At 71.6% G+C, this 18,404-nt stretch carries 16 protein-coding genes and 1 riboswitch; of the genes, 15 read left to right on the top strand and 1 reads right to left on the bottom strand.

Annotated elements, in window-relative coordinates; all coding sequences use genetic code 11:
- The first annotated feature begins 2 nt into the window (after window positions 1-2).
- The 14 genes from ACIO3P_RS06300 (at window position 3) to ACIO3P_RS06235 (ending at window position 15,768) form a co-directional block, all read left to right on the top strand.
- Entirely contained in the window at window positions 3-905 is a 903-nt protein-coding gene (locus tag ACIO3P_RS06300; protein WP_329827658.1) for a glycosyltransferase, read from the top strand.
- A 98-nt stretch (window positions 906-1,003) separates the two neighbouring features.
- Window positions 1,004-1,933 carry an ABC transporter permease gene (locus ACIO3P_RS06295; protein WP_329827657.1) on the top strand — a complete coding sequence of 310 codons (930 nt, stop codon included), beginning with the start codon at window positions 1,004-1,006 and terminating at the stop codon, window positions 1,931-1,933.
- Window positions 1,926-2,711 (top strand): ABC transporter ATP-binding protein, encoded by a 786-nt coding sequence (locus ACIO3P_RS06290; protein WP_329827656.1) that lies wholly within the window; start codon window positions 1,926-1,928, stop codon window positions 2,709-2,711. Before ACIO3P_RS06295 ends, ACIO3P_RS06290 begins: the two co-directional genes overlap by 8 nt.
- 396 nt (window positions 2,712-3,107) lie before the next feature.
- The gene (gene hpnC, locus ACIO3P_RS06285; protein WP_401848784.1) at window positions 3,108-4,028 is read left to right on the top strand and encodes a squalene synthase HpnC; all 921 of its coding nucleotides are present in this window, start codon (window positions 3,108-3,110) and stop codon (window positions 4,026-4,028) included.
- A complete protein-coding gene (hpnD, locus tag ACIO3P_RS06280; protein WP_401848786.1) occupies window positions 4,025-4,975 on the top strand; it encodes a presqualene diphosphate synthase HpnD in 951 nt (316 codons plus the stop codon). The genes hpnC and hpnD overlap by 4 nt, the downstream gene beginning before the upstream one ends.
- 148 nt (window positions 4,976-5,123) lie before the next feature.
- Window positions 5,124-6,509: a hydroxysqualene dehydroxylase HpnE gene (gene hpnE, locus ACIO3P_RS06275; protein WP_401848787.1), complete on the top strand. Its 1,386-nt coding sequence runs from the start codon at window positions 5,124-5,126 to the stop codon at window positions 6,507-6,509.
- Window positions 6,506-7,621 carry a polyprenyl synthetase family protein gene (locus ACIO3P_RS06270; protein WP_329827652.1) on the top strand — a complete coding sequence of 372 codons (1,116 nt, stop codon included), beginning with the start codon at window positions 6,506-6,508 and terminating at the stop codon, window positions 7,619-7,621. The genes hpnE and ACIO3P_RS06270 overlap by 4 nt, the downstream gene beginning before the upstream one ends.
- A gap of 101 nt (window positions 7,622-7,722) precedes the next feature.
- The gene (shc, locus tag ACIO3P_RS06265) at window positions 7,723-9,732 is read left to right on the top strand and encodes a squalene--hopene cyclase (RefSeq protein WP_329827651.1); all 2,010 of its coding nucleotides are present in this window, start codon (window positions 7,723-7,725) and stop codon (window positions 9,730-9,732) included.
- Entirely contained in the window at window positions 9,732-10,388 is a 657-nt protein-coding gene (locus ACIO3P_RS06260; protein WP_329827650.1) for a 1-hydroxy-2-methyl-2-butenyl 4-diphosphate reductase, read from the top strand. Before shc ends, ACIO3P_RS06260 begins: the two co-directional genes overlap by 1 nt.
- 5 nt (window positions 10,389-10,393) lie before the next feature.
- Window positions 10,394-11,413 (top strand): adenosyl-hopene transferase HpnH, encoded by a 1,020-nt coding sequence (hpnH, locus tag ACIO3P_RS06255; RefSeq protein ID WP_329827649.1) that lies wholly within the window; start codon window positions 10,394-10,396, stop codon window positions 11,411-11,413.
- 94 nt (window positions 11,414-11,507) lie between these two features.
- The gene (gene dxs / locus ACIO3P_RS06250; protein ID WP_401848788.1) at window positions 11,508-13,403 is read left to right on the top strand and encodes a 1-deoxy-D-xylulose-5-phosphate synthase; all 1,896 of its coding nucleotides are present in this window, start codon (window positions 11,508-11,510) and stop codon (window positions 13,401-13,403) included.
- Entirely contained in the window at window positions 13,400-14,809 is a 1,410-nt protein-coding gene (locus ACIO3P_RS06245) for an aspartate aminotransferase family protein (protein ID WP_401786267.1), read from the top strand. Before dxs ends, ACIO3P_RS06245 begins: the two co-directional genes overlap by 4 nt.
- A 139-nt stretch (window positions 14,810-14,948) precedes the next feature.
- Window positions 14,949-15,572, top strand: coding sequence for an XRE family transcriptional regulator (locus ACIO3P_RS06240; protein WP_329827647.1), 624 nt, complete (start codon window positions 14,949-14,951; stop codon window positions 15,570-15,572).
- A 22-nt stretch (window positions 15,573-15,594) separates the two neighbouring features.
- Window positions 15,595-15,768: a DUF6126 family protein gene (locus tag ACIO3P_RS06235; protein WP_329827646.1), complete on the top strand. Its 174-nt coding sequence runs from the start codon at window positions 15,595-15,597 to the stop codon at window positions 15,766-15,768.
- Window positions 15,769-15,798: 30 nt separating this feature from the next.
- Here ACIO3P_RS06235 and ACIO3P_RS06230 read toward each other — a convergent pair whose 3' ends face one another.
- Complete coding sequence (locus ACIO3P_RS06230; RefSeq protein WP_329827645.1) at window positions 15,799-16,611, bottom strand: tyrosine-protein phosphatase; 813 nt, start codon at window positions 16,609-16,611, stop codon at window positions 15,799-15,801.
- Window positions 16,612-17,073: 462 nt separating this feature from the next.
- A riboswitch (cyclic di-AMP (ydaO/yuaA leader) is annotated at window positions 17,074-17,240 on the top strand.
- 4 nt (window positions 17,241-17,244) lie between these two features.
- Between ACIO3P_RS06230 and ACIO3P_RS06225 the strand changes: the two genes are divergently transcribed.
- Window positions 17,245-18,252, top strand: coding sequence for a peptidoglycan DD-metalloendopeptidase family protein (locus tag ACIO3P_RS06225; RefSeq protein ID WP_401848790.1), 1,008 nt, complete (start codon window positions 17,245-17,247; stop codon window positions 18,250-18,252).
- Window positions 18,253-18,404: the final 152 nt, after the last annotated feature.

Raw genomic sequence — 18,404 nt, 5'->3', positions numbered from 1 at the left:
ACATGCGGCCAGGGTCTGTCCGTCGGACCGGACAGACCCTCGGCGCGGTGATCATCACAATGGGTGACCGCCCCGGCGATCTGCGTGCGCTGCTCGACTCCGTGGTCCGCCAGGACGGCGACCCGGTCGAGATCGTCGTGGTCGGGAACGGCGCCCCGGTGGGCGCCGTCCCGCCCGGCGTACGGACCGTGGAGGTGCCGGAGAACCTCGGCATCCCCGGCGGCCGCAACGTCGGCATCGAGGCGTTCGGGCCCGCGGCGTCCGAGGTGGACGTCGTGCTCTTCCTGGACGACGACGGGCTGCTGCCCCGGACCGACACGGCGGAGCTGATCCGCGACGCCTTCGCCGCCGACCCCGTCCTCGGCATCGTCAGCTTCCGGATCACCGACCCGGAGACCGGGCTCACCCAGCGCCGGCACGTGCCCCGGCTGCGCGCCTCGGACCCGATGCGCTCCTCCCGCGTGACGACCTTCCTCGGCGGCGCCAGCGCCGTACGGACGAAGGTCCTCGCGGAGGTCGGCCCGCTGCCGGAGGACTTCTTCTACGCCCACGAGGAGACCGACCTCGCCTGGCGGGCCCTGGACGCGGGATGGATGATCGACTACCGCGCCGACATGGTGCTGAACCACCCGACGATGCCGCCGTCCCGGCACGCGGTCTACCACCGCATGGTGGCCAGGAACCGGGTCTGGCTGGCCCGCCGTAACCTCCCCGCCCCCGTGGTCCCGCTCTACCTCGGCGTATGGCTGCTGCTCACCCTGGCGCGGCGTCCGTCCGGGCCCGCCCTGAAGGCATGGTTCGGGGGGTTCCGGGAAGGCTGGGCCACACCGTGTGGTCCGCGGCGCCCGATGAAGTGGCGTACGGTATGGCGGCTGACCCGGCTGGGCCGACCGCCTGTCATCTGACAAGCTCAGTTCTGAGAGCATCGGGATTACTTCCGGGGCCTGGCCGTCCGCGCCTGTGCCCGACCGGCTGCGCATCTTGAAGACGAAAGTTTCAACTTGTGAGTGACACAACCCATGAGGGTGCGATCGCTGTGAGCGCCCCCCCGTCGCCCGACGACGGTCTGTCCGCGGCGGAGCTCGCCGCCAAGTACGGCCTGTCGGTGAGCGGTGCCCGGCCAGGGCTGCGCGACTACGTCCGCCAGCTCTGGGGCCGCCGGCACTTCATCCTGGCCTTCTCCCAGGCGAAGCTCACGGCCCAGTACAGCCAGGCGAAGCTGGGGCAGCTCTGGCAGGTGGCGACCCCCCTGCTGAACGCCGCCGTCTATTACCTGATCTTCGGGCTGATCCTCCAGACCAAGCGGGGCATCCCGCAGGAGGTCTTCGTCCCGTTCCTGGTCACCGGCGTCTTCGTCTTCACGTTCACCCAGAGTTCGGTGATGGCCGGGGTCCGCGCCATCTCCGGGAATCTGGGGCTCGTCCGGGCCCTGCACTTCCCCCGGGCGTCGCTGCCGGTCTCCTTCTCCCTCCAGCAGCTTCAGCAACTCCTCTTCTCCATGGTCGTGCTGGTCACCGTGGCGGTCATCTTCGGCAGTTACCCGAGCCTGAGCTGGCTGCTGGTCCTGCCCGCCCTGGCGCTCCAGTTCCTCTTCAACACCGGCCTGGCGCTGATCATGGCGCGCCTGGGCAGCAAGACGCCCGACCTCGCCCAGCTCATGCCGTTCGTGATGCGTACGTGGATGTACGCGTCGGGTGTGATGTTCTCGATCCCGATCATGCTCAAGGACAAGCCGAGCTGGATCGCCGACGTGCTCCAGTACAACCCGGCCGCGATCTACATGGATCTGGTCCGGTTCGCGCTGATCGACGGGTACGGCTCGGAGAATCTGCCCGCGCACGTCTGGCTCGTCGCGCTGGCCTGGTCCGTGCTGATGGGCGTCGTCGGTTTCGTGTACTTCTGGAAGGCTGAGGAGCGGTACGGCCGTGGCTGAGGACAACAAGCAGGGACGCGTCCCCACGGTCATCGCCGACGACGTGCACATCGTGTACCGCGTCAACGGCGGTGGCGGCGGCAAGGGCAGCGCGACCGCGGCCCTGAGCCGCATACTCCGCCGCGACAAGGGGGAGTCGCGGGGCGTCCGCAAGGTCCATGCCGTGCGGGGCGTCACCTTCACCGCGTACCGCGGCGAGGCGATCGGCCTGATCGGCACCAACGGCTCCGGCAAGTCGACCCTGCTGCGCGCCATCGCGGGGCTGCTGCCCGCCGAGAGCGGCAAGGTCTACACCGACGGCCAGCCGTCCCTGCTGGGCGTCAACGCCGCGCTGATGAACGACCTGACCGGTGAACGCAACGTCATCCTCGGCGGTCTGGCCATGGGGATGTCGCGCGAGCAGATCCGGGAGCGGTACCAGTCGATCGTCGACTTCTCCGGCATCAACGAGAAGGGCGACTTCATCACGCTCCCGATGCGCACGTACTCCTCGGGCATGGCCGCCCGGCTCCGGTTCTCCATCGCCGCCGCCAAGGACCATGACGTGCTGATGATCGACGAGGCCCTGGCCACCGGCGACCGCAAGTTCCAGATCCGCTCCGAGCAGCGGATCCGCGAGCTGCGCAAGGAGGCCGGCACGGTCTTCCTGGTCAGTCACAGCAACAAGTCGATCAGGGACACCTGCGACCGCGTGCTGTGGCTGGAGAAGGGCGAGCTGCTGATGGACGGTCCCACCGACGAGGTCATCAAGGCATACGAGAAGGAGACCGGCAGGTAGGCCGGGACGCCCGAGAGACGGACCAACGCCCCCGCCGGAGCGATCGGACGGGGGCGTTGGCATGATACGAACTGATCATCGTTGGTCAAGGATCGGTCAAGTCCGGTGGGTCGGGGGAAGGTTGGCAGGTATTGCCACGTTCTTGTCATACGACCAACACCCCGACGTGTTCCTCTTGGTTGTACAACGTAAGCTGGGCCGGGCCGATTCGCGGCAAGTGGGGCGATACCCACGGGCGACCCGGCTGCCAGCGGGCCTCCTGTACTCGGAGGGGCGGGCGGCGTGTCCGAAATGGGATGTATTGGGTCGGCAGTGTAGAACGGGAGATGTGACGGCAATGACGGAAAATCTCCAGCTCCGCGAGGATTCCGCCGTCCCCGTAACGGGTAGCGCGCAGTGACGGGCACCCCGGATGTGCGCCCCGACCACTCCTCGCGCACCACGCTCGACAAGGCCGCGGACGAGAACTTCCCCGTGGCCCCTTTCTTCCTGCCGCGCGCCTGGCGCGACGACCTGATGGCGGTGTACGGGTACGCCCGCCTCGTCGACGACATCGGTGACGGCGATCTCGCCCCCGGCGGCGCCGACGCCCGCCACCTGGGCGTCGCCCCCGGCCTCGCCGACGACAGGACCGCCGTGCTCGACGCCTTCGAGACCGACCTGCGGCGGGTCTTCGACCTCCACGGCCCCGCCCCCGGCCATCCGCTGCTGCGCGCCCTGGCCCCGACCGTACGGCGCCGCTCACTGCCCCCCGAGCCGTTCCTCGGACTCATCGGGGCCAACCGCCAGGACCAGATGGTGCGGCGGTACGAGACCTACGACGACCTGCTCGCCTACTGCGAGCTCTCCGCCAACCCGGTCGGCCGCCTCGTCCTCGGGATCACCGGCACCGCGAGCCCCGAGCGGCTGCGCCGCTCCGACGCCGTCTGTACGGCGCTCCAGATCGTCGAACACCTCCAGGACGTGACCGAGGACCTCGGCCGCGACCGGATCTACCTCCCCGCCGAGGACATGAAGCGCTTCCGTGTCACCGAGGCGGACCTGGCCGCTCCCACCGCGAACGCCTCCGTACGCTCCCTGGTCGCCCACGAGGCCGAACGCGCCCGGCTGCTGCTGGACGAGGGCACCGCCCTGGTGGGCAGCGTCCACGGCAGGCTCCGTCTCCTCCTCGCCGGATTTGTGGCGGGAGGGCGCGCCGCCCTCGCTTCGATCGCGGCGGCCGGGCACGATGTGCTCCCCGGGCCGCCCAAACCCACCAAGCCACGTCTGCTGCGTGAAGTGGGAGCTGTCTTGCGAAGTGCGCACAGAGAGGGGTGAGCCGGAACGTGGAGGGACAGACGCCCATGTCCGCGCCGGTACTGGCGGCCTACAGCTACTGCGAGGCCGTCACCGGGCAGCAGGCCCGTAATTTCGCCTACGGCATCAGACTGCTGCCGACCGACAAGCGGCAGGCCATGTCCGCGATGTACGCCCTCTCCCGGCGAGTGGACGACATCGGCGACGGCACGCTCGCGCCCGAGGTCAAGCAGGCCCGGCTCGAAGAGACCCGGGGGCTGCTGGACCGGGTCAGGGCGGGCGAGGTGGCCGAGGACGACACCGACCCCGTGGCGGTCGCCGTCGCGGACGCGGCCCGCCGCTTCCCGGTGCCCCTCGACGGGCTCGACGAGCTGATCGACGGCGTCCTCATGGACGTCAGGGGCGACACGTACGAGACCTGGGACGACCTCAAGATCTACTGCCGGTGTGTCGCGGGCGCCATCGGCCGGGTCTCCCTCGGCATCTTCGGCACCGCGCCCGGCGCCCCCGGGGCCGAGCGCGCCGCCGAGTACGCCGACACGCTGGGGCTCGCCCTCCAGCTCACCAACATCCTCCGCGACGTCCGCGAGGACGCCGCCAACGGCCGTACGTACCTGCCCGCCGACGACCTCGCCAAGTTCGGCTGCTCCGCCGGGTTCCACAGCGCGTCCCCGGCCCCCGGCGCCGACTTCGCCGGACTGGTCCACTTCGAGGTCCGCCGCGCCCGCGCGCTCTTCGCCGAGGGCTACCGGCTGCTGCCCCTGCTCGACCGGCGCAGCGGCGCCTGCGTCGCCGCCATGGCCGGTATCTACCGCCGGCTGCTCGACCGTATCGAGCGCGACCCCGAGGCCGTGCTCCGCGGCCGGGTCTCGCTCCCCGGCCACGAGAAGGCGTACGTCGCCGTGCGCGGGCTCTCCGGGCTCGACGCCAGGACCATCTCCCGGCAGGCCGTCAGGAGGCGCGGCTGATGCGGGAGCCGAGGCCGGTCGCCCCCGCTCCTTCGCACGCATATCCGCACGAAGGATGCTCAACCTCACGTGGACATGACGCGTCCCTGACTACGGAGGGCCCGGCGGCACCGAACCGCCCCACGGGTCCGACGACAGGGGGGAACGCATGACAGCGGCCGAAGGAAGCCGGGCCCGCCACGCCGTGGTGGTCGGCGGCGGGCTCGCCGGCATCACCGCCGCCCTCCAGCTCGCCGACGCCGGGGTACGGGTCACCCTCCTCGAAGGCCGGCCCCGCCTCGGCGGACTCGCCTTCTCCTTCCGCCGCGGCGACCTCACCGTCGACAACGGCCAGCACGTCTACCTGCGCTGCTGCACCGCGTACCGCTGGTTCCTCGACCGGGTGGACGGGGCCGCGCTCGCCCCCCTCCAGGACCGCCTCGACGTGCCCGTCCTGGACGTCGGCGGGGACCGGCCCCGCCTCGGCCGGATCCGCCGCACCGCCCTGCCCGTACCCCTGCACCTCGCGCCCGGACTCGCGGCGTACCCGCACCTCTCGCTCGCCGAGCGCGCCTCCGTGGCCCGCGCCGCGTTCGCCCTCCAGCGGCTCGACCTCACGGACCCAGCGCTGGACGGCACCGACTTCGCCACCTGGCTCCACCGCCACGGACAGTCGGCCCGTACGATCGAGGCCCTCTGGGACCTCGTCGGGGTGGCCACCCTCAACGCCACCGCGCCGAACGCCTCCCTGGCGCTCGCCGCGATGGTCTTCAAGACCGGGCTGCTCTCCGAGCCCGGCGCCGCCGACATCGGCTGGGCCCATGTCCCGCTCGGCGACCTGCACGACACCCTGGCCCGCAAGGCCCTGGACTCGGCGGGCGTACGCACCGAGGTCCGCACCCGGGTCGGCGGGGTCTCCCGCGCCGACGACGGCGGCTGGCACGTCGACGTGGACGGCGAACGGCTCGACGCGGACGCCGTCGTCCTCGCCGTACCCCAGCGCGAGACCCACGCCCTGCTGCCCGAGGGCGCGCTCGACGCCCCCGACCGGCTGCTGGAGATCGCCACCGCGCCCATCCTCAACCTCCATGTTGTGTATGGCCGCCGGGTGCTGCGCCGCCCGTTCTTCGCCGCGCTGGGCTCGCCCGTCCAGTGGGTCTTCGACCGCAGCCACGCCTCGGGACTGACGGACGGCCAGTACCTGGCGGTCTCCCAGTCCGCCGCCCAGGACGAGATCGACACGCCGGTCTCCGAGCTGCGCGAGCGCTACCTCCCCGAACTGGAACGGCTCCTGCCCGCCGCGCGCGGCGCGGAGGTACGGGACTTCTTCGTCACCCGGGAGCGGACGGCGACCTTCGCTCCCACCCCCGGCGTGGACCGGCTGCGCCCGGGGGCCCGTACCCGCGCCCCCGGCCTCTTCCTGGCCGGCGCGTGGACCGCAACCGGCTGGCCCGCCACGATGGAGGGCGCGGTGCGGAGCGGTTTCGACGCCGCGGGCGCCGCGCTCTCCGCACTCGGCCACCGCCGTCAATCCCCCTTGCAGGAGGCGGAATGAGCCCGAGTACCGCACCGACGAGTACTGGAACAAGAGGAGAGACCGTGCCGACTGTGCCCCCGGCCCACCCGGTTGTCGACACCGCGGACGTCTACGCGCTGCTGGAGCGGGGACGGACGCTGTCCACCCCCGTCCTGCGCGCCGCCGTCGACCGGCTGGCCACCCCCATGGACACCGTCGCCGCCTACCACTTCGGCTGGATCGACGCCGAGGGCCGCCCCGCCGACGGCGACGGCGGCAAGGCCATCCGCCCGGCGCTCGCCCTGCTCTCCGCCGAGGCGGCCGGTGCCGCCCCCGAGAAGGGCGTCCCCGGCGCCGTCGCCGTGGAACTGGTCCACAACTTCTCGCTGCTGCACGACGACCTGATGGACGGCGACGAGCAGCGCCGCCACCGCGACACCGTGTGGAAGGTGCACGGCCCCGCGCAGGCCATCCTCGTCGGTGACGCCCTGTTCGTGCTCGCCAACGAGGTGCTGCTGGAGCTCGGCACGGTCGAGGCGGGCCGCGCCACCCGCCGGCTGACCACCGCCACCCGCAAGCTGATCGACGGTCAGGCCCAGGACATCTCCTACGAGCACCGCGAGCGGGTCACCGTCGAGGAGTGCCTGGAGATGGAGGGCAACAAGACCGGCGCCCTGCTCGCCTGCGCCGTCTCCATCGGCGCCGTCCTCGGCGGCGCCGACGACCGTACGGCCGACACCCTGGAGTCGTACGGACACCACCTCGGACTCGCCTTCCAGGCCGTCGACGACCTGCTCGGCATCTGGGGCGACCCGGAGGCCACCGGGAAGCAGACCTGGAGCGATCTGCGCCAGCGCAAGAAGTCCCTGCCGGTCGTCGCCGCGCTCGCCGCGGGCGGACCGGCCTCGCGGCGGCTCGGCGAACTGCTCGCCGCCGACGCCAAGAGCAGCGACTTCGAGAGCTTCTCGGAAGAGGAATTCGCGACCAGGGCGGCGCTCATCGAGGAGGCGGGCGGCCGGGAGTGGGCCTCCCAGGAGGCCCGCAGGCAGCACGCCATCGCCATCGAGGCCCTGGATCACGTGGACATGCCGGAAAAGATCCGCGCGCAGCTCGTCGCGCTCGCGGACTTCGTCGTCGTACGAAAGAGATGATCACCATTCCCATATAACCGCGTCGCCGTCCTGCGCCACCGGCACCGGACGACGGAGACCCCAGGCACAGCAGAAGAACACCACTGCACGAAGGGGAAGCCATGACAGCGACGACCGACGGAAGCCCCGGGGCCATGGGACCCCGCGCAGCCTCGGCCAGCGGACCGACCGACACCACCACCCTCCCCGCGGCGGGCGGTGACCTCCGGGTCGCCGCCGAGCGGGCCACCGCACGATCCGTCGAGCACCTGCTCGGCCGGCAGGACGCCCAGGGGTGGTGGAAAGGGGATCTGGCCACCAATGTGACGATGGACGCCGAGGATCTGCTGCTCCGTCAGTTCCTGGGTGTGCAGGACCCCCGTACCACCGAGGCCGCGGCCCTCTTCATCCGCGGCGAACAGCGCGCCGACGGCACCTGGGCCACCTTCTACGGAGGCCCCCCCGAACTCTCCGCCACCATCGAGGCATATGTCGCGCTGCGGCTGGCCGGGGACCGGCCCGATGACCCGCACATGGCCCGCGCCTCCCAATGGGTGCGCGAGCACGGCGGGATCGCCGCGAGCCGCGTCTTCACCCGGGTCTGGCTGGCCCTCTTCGGCTGGTGGAAGTGGGACGACCTCCCCGAACTGCCGCCCGAACTGATCTTCCTCCCCAAGTGGTTCCCGCTCAACATCTACGACTTCGGCTGCTGGGCGCGGCAGACCATCGTGCCCCTCACCATCGTCTCCGCGAAGCGGCCCGTACGGCCCGCCCCCTTCGCCCTCGACGAACTGCACTCCGACGCGGCCCGCCCCCGCCGGCCGCTCCCGCCCATGGCGAGCTGGGACGGCGCCTTCCAGCGCCTCGACAAGGCCCTGCACACCTACCACCGCTTCGCGCCGCGCCTGCTGCGCCGTACCGCGATGAACGCCGCCGCCCGCTGGATCATCGAACGGCAGGAGAACGACGGCTGCTGGGGCGGGATCCAGCCACCCGCCGTCTACTCGGTCATCGCCCTGCACCTGCTCGGCTACGACCTCGACCACCCGATCATGCGGGCCGGACTCGAATCGCTCGACCGGTTCGCCGTCTGGCGCGAGGACGGGGCCCGGATGATCGAGGCGTGCCAGTCCCCGGTCTGGGACACCTGCCTCGCCACCATCGCGCTCGCCGACGCGGGCCTCAGCCCGGACCACCCGGCCCTGGTCAAGGCGGCCGACTGGATGATCGGCGAGCAGATCGTCCGCCCGGGGGACTGGGCCGTACGCAGACCCGGACTCACCCCCGGCGGCTGGGCGTTCGAGTTCCACAACGACAACTACCCCGACATCGACGACACCGCCGAGGTCATCCTCGCGCTGCGCCGCGTCGGGCACCCCGACCCCGAACGGCTCGACGCGGCCGTCGACCGCGGCGCCCGGTGGAACCTCGGCATGCAGTCGCGCAACGGGGCCTGGGGAGCCTTCGACGCCGACAACACCAGCCCGTTCCCCAACCGGCTGCCCTTCTGCGACTTCGGGGAGGTCATCGACCCGCCGTCCGCCGACGTGACCGCGCACGTCGTCGAGATGCTCGCCTACGAGGGCAGGTCCCACCACCCCGCCACCCGGCGCGGCGTCGAGTGGCTGCTCGCCGAACAGGAGACCAACGGCGCCTGGTTCGGCCGCTGGGGCGTCAACTACGTCTACGGCACCGGCGCGGTGGTGCCCGCCCTCACCGCCGCCGGACTGCCGCCCTCCCACCCCGCGATCCGGCGCGCGGTCACCTGGCTCGAATCCGTCCAGAACGAGGACGGCGGCTGGGGCGAGGACCTGCGCTCCTACCGCGAGGAGGAGTGGATCGGGCACGGCGCCACCACCGCCTCCCAGACCGCCTGGGCGCTCCTCGCGCTCCTCGCGGCGGGGGAGCACGGCAGCGAGGCCGTCGAACGGGGCATCGCCTCGCTCGCGGCGACCCAGCGCGAGGACGGCTCCTGGGACGAGCCCTACTTCACGGGCACCGGCTTCCCGTGGGACTTCTCCATCAACTACCACCTCTACCGGCAGGTCTTCCCCCTGACGGCCCTCGGCCGCTATCTCCACGGGGAACCCAAGGCCCTCGCCACCCGCTCCGGCGTCCGACAGGGCGTCTGATGGAGCGGCCCCAGGGGCCGTCCTCCGGTCCCGGTACGCCGCTGCTGATCGCCTGCGCGCTCTCCATCGAGCGCTTCGCCCTGCGCGGCTCGGGACGGGGCGCCGCCGCGGGCCCCGTCACCGTGCTCCGTACGGGCATGGGCCCCAGGAACGCCGAGCGCGCCGTGGCGCGCGCGCTCGGCGAGCCCCGGCACGGGGACGCGGCCGTCATCGCCGCCGGATTCTGCGCCGGGCTCACCCCGGGGATGAACCCCGGGGACCTGATCGTCGCCGACGAGACCCGCGACCGGAACGGCGCCACCCCCTGTACGGGCACCGGCCTCCTCGTGGCGGCGCTGACCCGGGCCGTACCGGGACGCACGGTCCACACCGGCCCGCTGACCGGCTCCGACCACGTCGTACGCGGTCAGGAACGGGCCGCGCTGCGCGCCACGGGGGCGCTCGCGGTAGACATGGAGTCCGCCGCCACGCTGCGGTGCGCCCTTGCCGCGGGCCCACGCGCGGTTGCGGCCGTCCGGGTGGTCGTGGACGCTCCGGAGCATGAGCTCGTCCGTATCGGCACAGTAGGCGGTGGAATATCAGCCTTCCGTGTTCTTCGTGCCGTCCTTCCAGCTTTCTATGAATGGCACCGTTCTTTGCTGCTCCCCAGGAGGTGAGCTAGATGGCCATGCCACTCCGTCAGACCATCAGGGTCGGGACGTACCTCTTCGAACAGAAGCTCCGCAGGCGTGAGAAGTTCCCGCTCATCGTCGAGCTGGAACCCCTCTTCGCCTGCAATCTGGCATGCGAGGGCTGCGGCAAGATCCAGCACCCCGCCGGGGTGCTGAAACAGCGCATGCCCGTGGCCCAGGCCGTCGGGGCGGTGTTGGAGTCCGGGGCGCCCATGGTCTCCATCGCCGGCGGCGAGCCGCTGATGCACCCCCAGATCGACGAGATCGTCCGGCAGCTCGTGGCCAGGAGGAAGTACGTCTTCCTCTGCACCAACGCGATGCTGCTGCGCAAGAAGATCGAGAAGTTCACCCCGTCCCCCTACTTCGCCTTCGCGGTGCACATCGACGGGCTGCGCGAGCGGCACGACGAGTCCGTGGCGAAGGAAGGGGTGTTCGACGAGGCCGTCGCCGCGATCAAGGAGGCCAAGCGGCGCGGATTCCGGGTGACCACCAACTCGACGTTCTTCAACACCGACACCCCGCAGACCGTCATCGAGGTGCTCAACTACCTCAACGACGACCTGAAGGTGGACGAGATGATGATCTCGCCCGCCTACGCCTACGAGAAGGCCCCCGACCAGGAGCACTTCCTGGGCGTCGAACAGACCCGGGAGCTGTTCAAGAAGTCCTTCGCCGGCGGCAACCGGGCGCGCTGGCGCCTCAACCACTCGCCGCTCTTCCTGGACTTCCTCGAAGGCAAGGCCGACTTCCCCTGCACCGCGTGGGCCATCCCCAACTACTCGCTCTTCGGCTGGCAGCGCCCCTGCTACCTGATGAGCGACGGATACGTCCCGACGTACCGCCAGCTCGTCGAGGAGACGGACTGGAGCAAGTACGGCCGCGGCAAGGACCCGCGCTGCGCCAACTGCATGGCGCACTGCGGCTACGAACCGACCGCCGTCCTCGCCACCATGGGCTCCCTCAAGGAGTCCCTGCGCGCGGCCCGCGAAACGGTCGTCGGGACGCGGTGACGGCATGACCACGGGAGAGCCGGCGGCGCTGGGGCTCCCCACGCCGCCGGCCCGGCCGGTCGCGAAGGCGAACGAATCCGAGAGGGGGACGGGCGTGTCTGTTCTGGAGCACATCCGCGGGCCGCACGATCTCAAGGCACTGACGGCGAGCGAACTCGGCGAACTGACCGAGGACATCAGAGCGTTCCTGATCCAGGCGGTGGCGCGGACCGGGGGCCATCTCGGCCCCAACCTCGGGGTGGTGGAGCTGACCGTCGCCCTGCACCGGGCCTTCGACTCGCCCGCCGACCGCATCCTGTGGGACACGGGCCACCAGAGTTACGTCCACAAACTCCTCACCGGCAGGAAGGACTTCTCCAAACTGCGCGGCAAGGGCGGCCTCTCCGGCTACCCCTCCCGCGAGGAGTCGGCGCACGACGTCATCGAGAACTCGCACGCCTCCACCGTGCTCGGCTGGGCCGACGGCCTCGCCAAGGCCCGGGACGTGCTCGGCGGGGACGACCATGTCGTCGCGGTCATCGGGGACGGCGCCCTCACCGGCGGCATGGCCTGGGAGGCGCTCAACAACATCGCCGCCGCCAAGGACCGCCCGCTGATCATCGTCGTCAACGACAACGAACGGTCGTACGGGCCGACGATCGGCGGCCTCGCCGACCATCTCGCGACGCTCCGCACCACCGACGGTTACGAGCGGTTCCTCGCCTGGGGCAAGGAGGTCCTGCACAGGACCCCGGTCGTGGGCCGGCCCTTGTACGAGTCGCTGCACGGCGCCAAGAAGGGGTTCAAGGACGCCTTCGCCCCCCAGGGGATGTTCGAGGACCTCGGCCTCAAGTACGTCGGACCGGTCGACGGCCATGACATCGCCGCCCTGGAGTCGGCCTTCCACCGGGCCAAACGCTTCCACGGCCCCGTACTGATCCACTGTCTCACCGAGAAGGGGCGCGGCTACGCCCCGGCCCTGGAGGACGAGGCGGACCGCTTCCACACCGTCGGCGTGATGGACCCGCTGACCTGCGAGCCGCTGGTACCGGCCGCGGGCCCCTCCTGGACCTCGGTGTTCCGCGACGAGATCGCCGAGATCGGGGCGGAGCGCCCCGACGTCGTGGCGATCACGGCGGCCATGCTGCACCCCGTGGGGCTGACGAAGTTCGCCGAACGGTTCCCCGACCGCGTCTGGGACGTGGGGATCGCCGAACAGCACGCGACGGTCTCCGCCGCCGGACTCGCCACCGGCGGACTCCACCCCGTCGTCGCCCTCTACGCCACCTTCCTCAACCGCGCCTTCGACCAGCTTCTGATGGACGTCGCCCTGCACCGCTGCGGAGTGACCTTCGTCCTGGACCGGGCCGGGGTCACCGGTGTGGACGGCGCCTCGCACAACGGCATGTGGGACATGTCGATGCTCCAGTGCGTGCCCGGGCTGCGGATCGCCGCGCCGCGCGACGCCGGCCAACTGCGCGCCCAGCTCCGCGAGGCCGTCGCCGTCGACGACGCGCCGACCGTGCTGCGCTTCCCCAAGGAAGCGGTGGGACCGGAGATCCCCGCGGTCGGGCGCGTCGGCGGCATGGACGTCCTGCGCCGGGCGCCGGACGGCGACGGCGCCCCGGACGGCGTACTCCTCGTCGCGGTCGGCGCCCTCGCGCCGGTCTGCCTCGGCGCCGCCGAACTCCTCGCGGAGCGCGGCATCGGCTGCACCGTGGTCGACCCGCGCTGGGTCAAACCCGTGGACGAACAGCTCGCGCCGCTCGCCGACCGGCACCGGCTGGTCGCGGTCGTCGAGGACAACTGCCGCAGCGGCGGCGTGGGTTCGGCCGTCGGCCAGTCGCTCCGCGACGCGGGCGTCGACGTACCGCTGCGTACCTTCGGCATCCCGGAACAGTTCCTGGCGCACGCCAAACGCGGCGAGGTGCTGGCCGACATCGGCCTCACCCCGGTCGAGATCGCGGGACGGATCAGCGCCGCCCTGACAGGCGAGGAGAGCGAGCGATGAACGGATCCCCCCGGCCGGCACCGTCCAAGGGGTTCGATCTGCCGAGCCTGCTCGCGGAGCGCGGCGCCGAGCGCTATGAGCTGCACACCAAGCACCTCAACCACCAGCTCCCGCGCATGCTGCACACCATCGGCTTCGACCGGGTCTACGAACGGGCCGAGGGCGCCTACTTCTGGGACGCGGACGGCAACGACTACCTGGACATGCTCGCGGGCTTCGGCGTGATGGGCCTCGGCCGGCACCACCCCGTCGTCCGCAAGGCGCTCCACGACGTCCTGGACGCCTCCCTCGCCGACCTCACCCGCTTCGACTGCCAGCCGCTGCCCGGCCTCCTCGCCGAGAGACTCCTCGCGCACAGCCCGCACCTGGACCGGGTGTTCTTCGGCAACAGCGGTACGGAGGCCGTCGAGACGGCCCTGAAGTTCGCCCGGTACGCCACCGGCCGCCCCAGGATCCTCTACTGCGACCACGCCTTCCACGGGCTGACCACCGGCTCGCTCTCCGTCAACGGCGAGGACGGCTTCCGCGACGGCTTCGCCCCGCTGCTGCCCGACACCGCGATCGCCCTCGGCGACCTCGACGCGCTGGAGCGGGAGCTGGCCCGCGGCGACGTGGCCGCACTCGTCGTGGAGCCGATCCAGGGCAAGGGCGTGCACGCCGCGCCGCCCGGCTTCCTGCGCGCCGCCCAGGAGCTGCTCCACCGCCACAAGGCCCTGCTCATCGCCGACGAGGTGCAGACCGGCCTGGGCAGGACCGGCGACTTCTACGCGTACCAGCACGAGGAGGGGGTGGAGCCGGACCTCGTCTGTGTCGCGAAGGCGCTCTCCGGCGGCTACGTGCCCGTCGGCGCGACCCTCGGCAAGGACTGGATCTTCCGACGCGTCTACTCCTCGATGGACCGGGTCCTGGTCCACTCCGCGAGCTTCGGCTCCAACGCCCAGGCCATGGCGGCCGGGCTGGCCGTCCTGTCGGTGCTGGAGGACGAGGAGATCGTCGCGGGCGTACGGGCCACCGGCGAACTGCTCCGCTCCCGGCTGGCCGCCCTCGTGGACCGCTACGAACTGCTGCACGAGGTACGCGGCCGGGGGCTGATGATCGGCATCGAGTTCGGCCGGCCCGACTCGATCAAGCTGCGCGGACGCTGGGCGATGCTCCAGGCCGCGCGCAAGGGTCTCTTCGCCCAGATGGTCGTCGTACCGCTGCTCCAGAAGCACCGCATCCTCACCCAGGTCTCCGGCGACCACCTTGAGGTGATCAAGCTGATTCCGCCCCTGATCATCGGGGAGCGCGAGGTGGACCGCTTCGTGGCCGCCTTCACGGCCGTGATGGACGACGCACACGCCGGGGGCGGACTCATGTGGGACTTCGGCAGGACACTGGTGAAACAGGCCGTCGCCAACCGGTAGCGGTCACGGCGGCCGGCCCGGCCGGTCGGTGCGGACCGGCCCGTCCTGGTGCGGACCGGTCCGGCCGGCCCGCACCGGATTCTTTTGCCTCCGGGGCAAGAAATTTGCCCCGGAGGAAAGTTCCTGGCGCAATGGACGTATGAGCACACCTCCTGCCGGAGAGGCGGCCGACGAGCTGCCCGACCAGCTTCCCGACGTCGCGCCGCGCCTGCGTGAGCTGCGCCGTGGCCGCCGGCTCACCCTGGAGGCCGCCGCCCGGCGGGCGGGGCTCTCTCCCGCCCATCTCTCCCGGCTGGAGACCGGCCGCAGACAGCCCTCCCTGCCCATGCTGCTGGGGCTGGCCCGGATCTACGGGACGACCATCTCCGAACTGCTCGGCGAGGCCCCGCCGGAGCGCGAGCCGATCGTTCGGGCCGGCCGGGCCGAACCCGTCGAGGCCGACGGATGGACGTACCACCAGGCGGGCGGCTCCGGCCGCGCCATGCAGCCGCTGCGGCTGGAGGTGCCGTACGGGGCGCAGGGCGACCTGGTCCGGGTGCACCCCGGCGAGGAGTGGCTGTATGTCCTCGACGGCCGGCTCAGGCTGAGCCTGGGCGACACCCTGCATCTGCTGGGCCCCGGCGACAGCGCGCACTTCGACTCGCTCACCCCGCACCGCATCGCGGCGGCCGGACCCGAGGGGACCGAGCTGCTCTTCGTCCACACCCTGCTCCAGAGCCCGACCGCCGACCTGTGCCTCGGCGGCCCGGCCCACCGTGTCTGACCTGACGAGAGAGGCCCCCACCATGTCGGAGACCGAGCACCCGGTGCCTGGTGACGGAGCACCGCACCATGTCATGGACGAGGAGAAGAGGTTCCCGCGCGGGCTGGTGATCCGGCTCTTCGCCTATCTGGTGGCCGGGCACATCTTCGCGGGCTTCCTCTACCTCCTCTTTCACCTCGGAGCCCAGGGGCAGTGACGACCGGCCCGCGGAGGAGCCCCGGCGGCGTCAGCCCTCGTCCAGGAGGCGGGCGCGCAGCCGTTCGCGGGTCCCGGGCGTGAGGCCGAGCCCGTCGGAGAGATAGCGGTCGGTGGAGCCCCAGGTCTTCTCGATGGCCTCGAAGGCGGCGCGCAGGTAGTCGGCGCGGGCGTCGAAGAGCGGGCTGAGCAGCGCCGACGCCTCGTCCGACACCGCGGCGGGCGTGCGGTCGGCGCGGCGGAAGAGATAGCGGCGGTGCGGGTCGTTCGACTTGACGTAGTCCGCCTCGATCGCCTCCGGCCCGACGCCGACCGCGAGCAGCGCCACGGCGACCGAGATCCCGGCGCGGTCCTTGCCCGCCGCGCAGTGCAGCAGCGCGGGGAGGCTGTCCTCGGCGAGCGCGTGCAGCAGGCGGCCGTGCTCCGCGGTGCGCTCCGTGACGATCGCGGCGTACGAGCCGGTCATCCTGGCCGCGGCCCTGCCGTCCCCGAGGAGCGAGCGGAGCTGGTCGATGTCGCCGTACCGGACCATCCGCCAGAACTCCGCGCCGTCGGCCGGGTCGGAGAGCGGGATGTTCACATGGCGTACGCCCGCCAGCGCCACGTCCGCGCCGTCCAGCCGCAGATCGGCGGAGTTGCGGAAGTCGAAGATCGTGTGCAGACCGAGGCCGGTGAGGAAGGCGGCGTCCTCGACGCTCGCGTGGGCGAGATGCCCGCTGCGGTAGAGCGCGCCGTACCGCACCCGCCGTCCGTCCACGGTCGGCAGGCCGCCGACATCACGGAAGTTGCGCACCCCGGACAGCTCCGGCTCGGTGGACGGGACCTGCGGCGACTGCTGCGTCACGCCTGCTCCTCCGTGTCTGCCGTCGGCGTTGCTCGCCGGCGGAGTCGATTTCCGACCCTACGACATCTGTTCGTGCGCTCGTCAGTGCCGAGGAGTGGCTGAGGAGCGGCCGAGGGGCGCGCGCATTCGGACAGCGCGTTCGGACGGCGCACGCGGGGAGGAAACGCCCAAATACCCCTCTGTCCGGATTGACTGATTCCGTACAACCTGCCCCGTTCGTGGGGGAGATGGGTGGCGTCTGGTGAGCAGGATCATATCCGTGACGTTCCGTGGTGACGGCGCGAAAGGGAAAGGCCACCTCGAAAGGGAATTGGGGAGCGGTCTCCACACAGGGTGACGGGCAATCCTCCGGTAAAGGGACGTGTGCGTCGCCGAAGGAAAAGGGTGGCTTGTTCCGGCCGTCCCACTCGCCTACGTTCACCCTCAATCCGAGCGGAACGCCGAATCCTGCCGCCGCCTCGGGGACACCATCCACCCATTCACGCGTGGCAGGAGCGGGGGACCCAGGTAGTACGCCGTTCCGGTGCTCCGGCATCAGGGACGGCTCGGGGTGAAGTCGCGCACCACGCGCGGCCGGGCAGCTCCAGCCCGAACCCGACAGCTCACCTCGTAGGCGCCGGAGAGGACATCGCCATGCCCGCGAAGGGTAAGCACCGCCGCCCGAGGACCAACCCGTTCTCGCGCGGATTCATCGCCGCCGGCACAGGTGGCGCCGCCATCGCGCTGCCGCTCATCGGCGCCACCGGCGCACACGCGGCGCAGCAGGCCGCGCCCGCCGCGGCCCCGCAGGCCGCACCCGCCACCGCGCACACCGCCCAGAACCTGCCCGCCGCCGCGCCGCAAGCGGCTGCCGCGACGCAGGTGACGCGATCGGCCGCCACGAAGGTGCGGACGTACGCGGTGGTCGCCGGTGACTACCTCTCCAAGATCGCCGACGAGCAGAACGTCCAGGGCGGCTGGCAGCGGCTGTACGAGGACAACCGCCAGGCCGTCGGCGGCGATCCCGCGCTGATCCACCCGGGCCTGAAGCTCACCCTCGGCGGCAAGGGCGCTTCCGCGCGCTCCGAGGCGCCCACCGCCTCGAAGTCGTCGAAGTCCTCCGGGGCCTCCGAGTCGAAGTCCTCCGGGTCGTCGAAGTCCTCGAAGTCGTCCTCGTCGTCCTCGTCCGCCTCGTCCTCCTCCGGGGCCAAGAGCGCGGCCCCCGCCGCCAACTCCGCGGCGCGGAGCAGCGCTTCCGGCTTCACCCTGCCGGTCGACGGCGTCGGTGTCGGTACGGCGTACCGCGCCGCGGGCGGAAGCTGGTCCAGCGGCTACCACACCGGTGTGGACTTCGTGGCCTCCACCGGCACCACCGTGAAGGCGGTCGGCGCGGGCACCGTCGTGTCCGCCGGCAACGGCGGCTCGTACGGAAATCAGGTCGTCATCCGGCACGAGGACGGCATGTACTCCCAGTACGCCCACCTCTCCTCCCTCTCCGTCTCGGCCGGCCAGAGCGTCGGCTCGGGCCAGCAGATCGGTCTCTCCGGGGCCACCGGCAATGTGACGGGACCGCACCTGCACTTCGAGATCCGGACGGGACCGGACTACGGCTCGGACGTCGACCCGCTGGCCTTCCTCCGGCAGAACGGCGTCTCCATCTGATCCGTCCGGCGGCGCTCTGACGCCTTTCGTCTCCTCCGCGCGGCGCCGCCCCCCCCGGGGGGGGGCGGCGGGGGGGGCCCGACAGACCCAGGGGGCGGGGCCGGGGGGGGCCACCCCGCCCCGGGGCGGTGCGGGCGCCGCGGCGTCCACCG

The sequence above is a fragment of the Streptomyces sp. NPDC087310 genome (assembly GCF_044744405.1).
Classification (GTDB): Bacteria; Actinomycetota; Actinomycetes; order Streptomycetales; family Streptomycetaceae; genus Streptomyces.
This window is presented reverse-complemented; position numbering and strand designations above follow the sequence as displayed.

What these genes read in the sequence shown, in the direction of transcription:
- ACIO3P_RS06235 (WP_329827646.1), top strand. Translation starts at nt 15,595, where the DNA reads ATGTCGGAGACCGAGCACCCGGTGCCTGGTGACGGAGCACCGCACCAT.
- shc (WP_329827651.1), top strand. Translation starts at nt 7,723, where the DNA reads ATGACAGCGACGACCGACGGAAGCCCCGGGGCCATGGGACCCCGCGCA.
- hpnE (WP_401848787.1), top strand. Translation starts at nt 5,124, where the DNA reads ATGACAGCGGCCGAAGGAAGCCGGGCCCGCCACGCCGTGGTGGTCGGC.
- ACIO3P_RS06260 (WP_329827650.1), top strand. Translation starts at nt 9,732, where the DNA reads ATGGAGCGGCCCCAGGGGCCGTCCTCCGGTCCCGGTACGCCGCTGCTG.
- ACIO3P_RS06245 (WP_401786267.1), top strand. Translation starts at nt 13,400, where the DNA reads ATGAACGGATCCCCCCGGCCGGCACCGTCCAAGGGGTTCGATCTGCCG.
- hpnH (WP_329827649.1), top strand. Translation starts at nt 10,394, where the DNA reads ATGGCCATGCCACTCCGTCAGACCATCAGGGTCGGGACGTACCTCTTC.
- ACIO3P_RS06270 (WP_329827652.1), top strand. Translation starts at nt 6,506, where the DNA reads ATGAGCCCGAGTACCGCACCGACGAGTACTGGAACAAGAGGAGAGACC.
- ACIO3P_RS06240 (WP_329827647.1), top strand. Translation starts at nt 14,949, where the DNA reads ATGAGCACACCTCCTGCCGGAGAGGCGGCCGACGAGCTGCCCGACCAG.
- ACIO3P_RS06300 (WP_329827658.1), top strand. Translation starts at nt 3, where the DNA reads ATGCGGCCAGGGTCTGTCCGTCGGACCGGACAGACCCTCGGCGCGGTG.
- ACIO3P_RS06225 (WP_401848790.1), top strand. Translation starts at nt 17,245, where the DNA reads ATGCCCGCGAAGGGTAAGCACCGCCGCCCGAGGACCAACCCGTTCTCG.